General features: G+C 33.4%; 2 protein-coding genes. Both read left to right on the plus strand.

Translation table 11 applies throughout. The features are described 5' to 3' along the window. On the plus strand, positions 1–366 hold a 366-nt coding region (locus tag ABCO64_RS10615), incomplete at its 5' end, for a putative PEP-binding protein (protein WP_343089452.1). After that, positions 359–593, plus strand: a 235-nt coding sequence (locus tag ABCO64_RS10620; RefSeq protein WP_343089453.1) for an HPr family phosphocarrier protein, incomplete at its 3' end; no start/stop codon positions are given. The genes ABCO64_RS10615 and ABCO64_RS10620, both read left to right, overlap by 8 nt.

Here is a 593-nt window from a genome sequence, read left to right on the forward strand (position 1 = left end):
GGAACCAATGATTTAATACAATATACGTTTGCCGCCGATCGTATGAATGAATCAGTGAGTTATTTATATCAACCCTTTCATCCAAGTATAATTAAACAGCTCAAAATGGTTATTGATGCATCCCATGAGGCAGGAATATGGACGGGGATGTGTGGCGAAATGGCTCAAGAGTTTAAAGCATTGCCAATTCTTTTAGGATTAGGATTGGATGAGTTTTCAATGAGCCCTTCTAGTGTTTTAAAAAGTAGAGACGAAATTAGAAAAATGTCATTTGAAAAAACAAAATCAATGGTAGAAGAAATACTACAGTATGAAGATTCAAAATCAGTACTAAATAGATTGGAGGCAAATGATTTTTATGGTTGAAAGAGAATATAAAGTGATTGATGAAGCAGGATTACATGCAAGACCTGTTTCAATCATGGTTGAAAAAGCGAGTAATTTTGACAATAATATTTATTTAATGTATGAGGATAAAAAAGTAACTTTAAAATCGATTATGCTGGTCATGTCATTAGGGATTGCGCAAGGCTCAACATTTAAAATAGGGGTAGAAGGAAAACATGCCAATGAAGTTTTAGATGCTTTAGAAG

Origin of the sequence: Methanocalculus natronophilus (genome assembly GCF_038751955.1) — an archaeon.
In the GTDB taxonomy this organism is placed as follows: domain Archaea; phylum Halobacteriota; class Methanomicrobia; order Methanomicrobiales; family Methanocorpusculaceae; genus Methanocalculus; species Methanocalculus natronophilus.